The sequence below is a fragment of the bacterium genome, assembly GCA_024226335.1.
In the GTDB taxonomy this organism is placed as follows: domain Bacteria; phylum Myxococcota_A; class UBA9160; order SZUA-336; family SZUA-336; genus JAAELY01.
In genome coordinates this window covers 1-2,706 of record JAAELY010000244.1, presented here as the reverse complement: position 1 = coordinate 2,706, position 2,706 = coordinate 1, and the positions used below count along the sequence as shown (strand labels likewise).

Here is a 2,706-nt window from a genome sequence, read left to right as displayed (position 1 = left end):
GCGAAGTCCAGATGCAATCCGGCCAGAGTGAAAAACACACACAGGATCGCAGGCTCGAAGTTTTCGAAGACCGAATCGACCAATCGATCGCGCGACGGATTGAGATTGGTCTGAACCACCCCGAGGGCCATGCAGGCCAGAAGGGGCGAGAACCCCAGATGCGAGGCGAGACCGAAGGTGAGCAGAATCGAAACGGCCGAAACGGTTGCGAGCCGATCGGATCTCACCACGCGCAGGGTCAGCGTCTGCGTCAGCCATGCAGCAGCGCCTCCCAACAAGAGTGCAGCACCGAGTCGTGCACCCACATCGAGAAACACCCCGCCCATGCTGCCGATCGGGCTCCCAGAGGCCAGCTCCCCCGTGGCCAGCACGCTTCCCGCTCCTCGCGCAACCTCGAACAGGAAGATGCACGCCATATTGTTGATGGCGACTGCGGCGACCACGGTCTTGACGAACACGCCGGTCGCTCGGGTCTCGCGCACGAGCGCCACGATCGTTGCCGGTGCCGTCGACACCGCCAGAGCCGCAAACAGCATGCCGGTCGTCAGCGAAAGATCGCCCAGTCCGTAGAGCACTCCACCTACGAGGATCGGTGTGATCGTCGCCTCAGCGATCAATAGATAGAAGAGTCGCTTTCCGGCATTGCGCAGCCGCCCCAGATTCAGGTGCGCGCCGACGGTCACGCCGATCAGCGCGAGTGCGAAGTGGGTGAGCGGTTGAAGCGCCTCGACGGCCTCTCGTTCGAACAGTCCGAGACCCGCCTGTCCGAGCAACACACCGGCGACGATCTGGCCGGAAATGCTCGGCAGGCGCAGGCGTTTCGCGGCGGCGCCCAGAGACATCCCGGCCACCAGAACGACGGCTAGTACCAGAAGCGGATCGGTCGGATTGAACACGTTCACAATCTAGCCCGCATTTCTCAGCACGGTGCTACTGCGGCGGCACATCTCCGTATTCCCGCGAGAGAAATTTCGGTCGTTCTCAGACCTGGGTTGCGGGCTGGCTCGCGATCTCCGAGGTCGAATCCGGGCCTCTTCTGAAGAAGCGCTTTGACGCCTGCTCGAAGTCGCGCAGGATCAGGTACAGGGAGGGCACGACCAGCAGGCTGATCACTGTCGCGAACAATGCGCCGAATGCCAGGGAGATCGCCATCGGAATCAGGAACTGCGCCTGCATGCTGCGCTCGAGCATCAGCGGCGTCAGCCCTGCAAAGGTGGTCAGAGAAGTGAGGACGATCGGACGGAAACGGGCGACACCGGCACGGGTCACCGCGTCCGCGAGCGCTACGCCCTCCGCCCGGCGTTGATTCACGTAGTGGACCAGGACCAGACTATCGTTCACAACGACGCCGGAGAGCGCAACGATCCCGACGATCGACATGAAGGCGAGATCGCGCCCCATGAGCAGATGCCCCCCGATCGCGCCGACGAGTCCGAACGGAATCACACTCATGATGACCAGGGGTTGCGCATAGGATCGCAGGGGGATCGCCAGAAGTGCGAAGATCGCCATCAGCGCAATCACGTAGGCATTGAGCAGCCCGGCGAAAGACCGCGACTGCTCGCGCTGGGCACCTTCGAGTCCGTAGGAGACCGATGGATAGTCGGCCAGGATCAGTGGCAGGGCGGATTGCTTCACGCTCGCCAGGACTTCGTTCTCCGTCGTGATGCTGCGATCGACGTCCGCAGTCACATTGACCACGCGTTGGCGATCCGTGCGCCGGATGGCGGCAAAGCCTCGACCCAACCGCGCGTCGGCCACCGTCGAGAACGGTACTTCGGTTCCGTCGGGCGTTCGGATGCGCGTGTTCTCCAGATCCCCCAGCGAGCGCCGTTGATGCTCGGGATAGCGGACCATGACGCGAATATCGTCGCGTCCCCGCTGGATTCGCTGCGCCTCTTCGCCGTAGAACGCCTGCCGAACCTGCCGCGCCAGGTCGCGCATGGTCAAACCGAGCGGCTCCGCCGACGGGTGGATCGCCAGTTTTACTTCCTGTTTACCGGCTCGGAATGAGTCGGCGATATCGATCACGCCCGGATAGCCTGCGAGAACCTCCTTCATACGATCGGCCGCCGCTTGCAGATCGTCGACGTTGGTGCCCTGGAACTGGATATTGATGGCCTCCCCTACCGAGAACAGCTCAGAGGCAAACGCGAGTTCGACTGCGTCCGGAATACCACCGGTCAACTCGCGCCAGTGCCTGGCGACTTCGCTCGTACTGATCTCCCGTTGTTCAGACGGCAGGAGTTCGAGAACGACCTCCGCGAGGTGTGAGCCCGACGATGCTGACGATGCTCCACCGGATGCTGGGCTGGAAGCCTGGCCGGCTCGGAGCGGCTGCGAACCGACGGTAGAGAGGACGTGCCTGATGATCGATCCACCCGCGGGGGCGTACTCGGGATCGAGCCTCTCGCGCAGGGCCCCGGCCGCGTGCACCAGTAGATTCGTCGCCTCTTCGGTGACCTCGACCGGTGTTCCCTGGGGCATGGTCAAGCGCGCAGCCAGGTGTGTCGCCTCGATTGGAGGAAAGAAGCTGAATGCGATGCGCCCGCCCGCGAGAACACCGATCGTGAGTGCGAGCATTCCCACGCTCGCGGCCCACGCGGTGTAACGCCAATCCAGAACGCGGACCAGGAAGGGCCGATACCAGTGCTGGGCCACGTGAGTCATGCCGCCTGCGAAGAAATCCTGGAACCGCCGCCAGCG

At 63.4% G+C, this 2,706-nt stretch carries 2 protein-coding genes; both read right to left on the bottom strand.

What is annotated here, in order from left to right:
* A partial coding sequence (locus GY725_12495) for a hypothetical protein (protein ID MCP4005005.1) occupies positions 1–896 on the bottom strand: 896 nt, incomplete at its 3' end.
* A gap of 85 nt (positions 897–981) precedes the next feature.
* On the bottom strand, positions 982–2,670 hold the full coding sequence (locus GY725_12490) for an efflux RND transporter permease subunit (GenBank protein MCP4005004.1): 1,689 nt from the start codon (positions 2,668–2,670) through the stop codon (positions 982–984).
* Between the last annotated feature and the right edge of the window lie 36 nt (positions 2,671–2,706).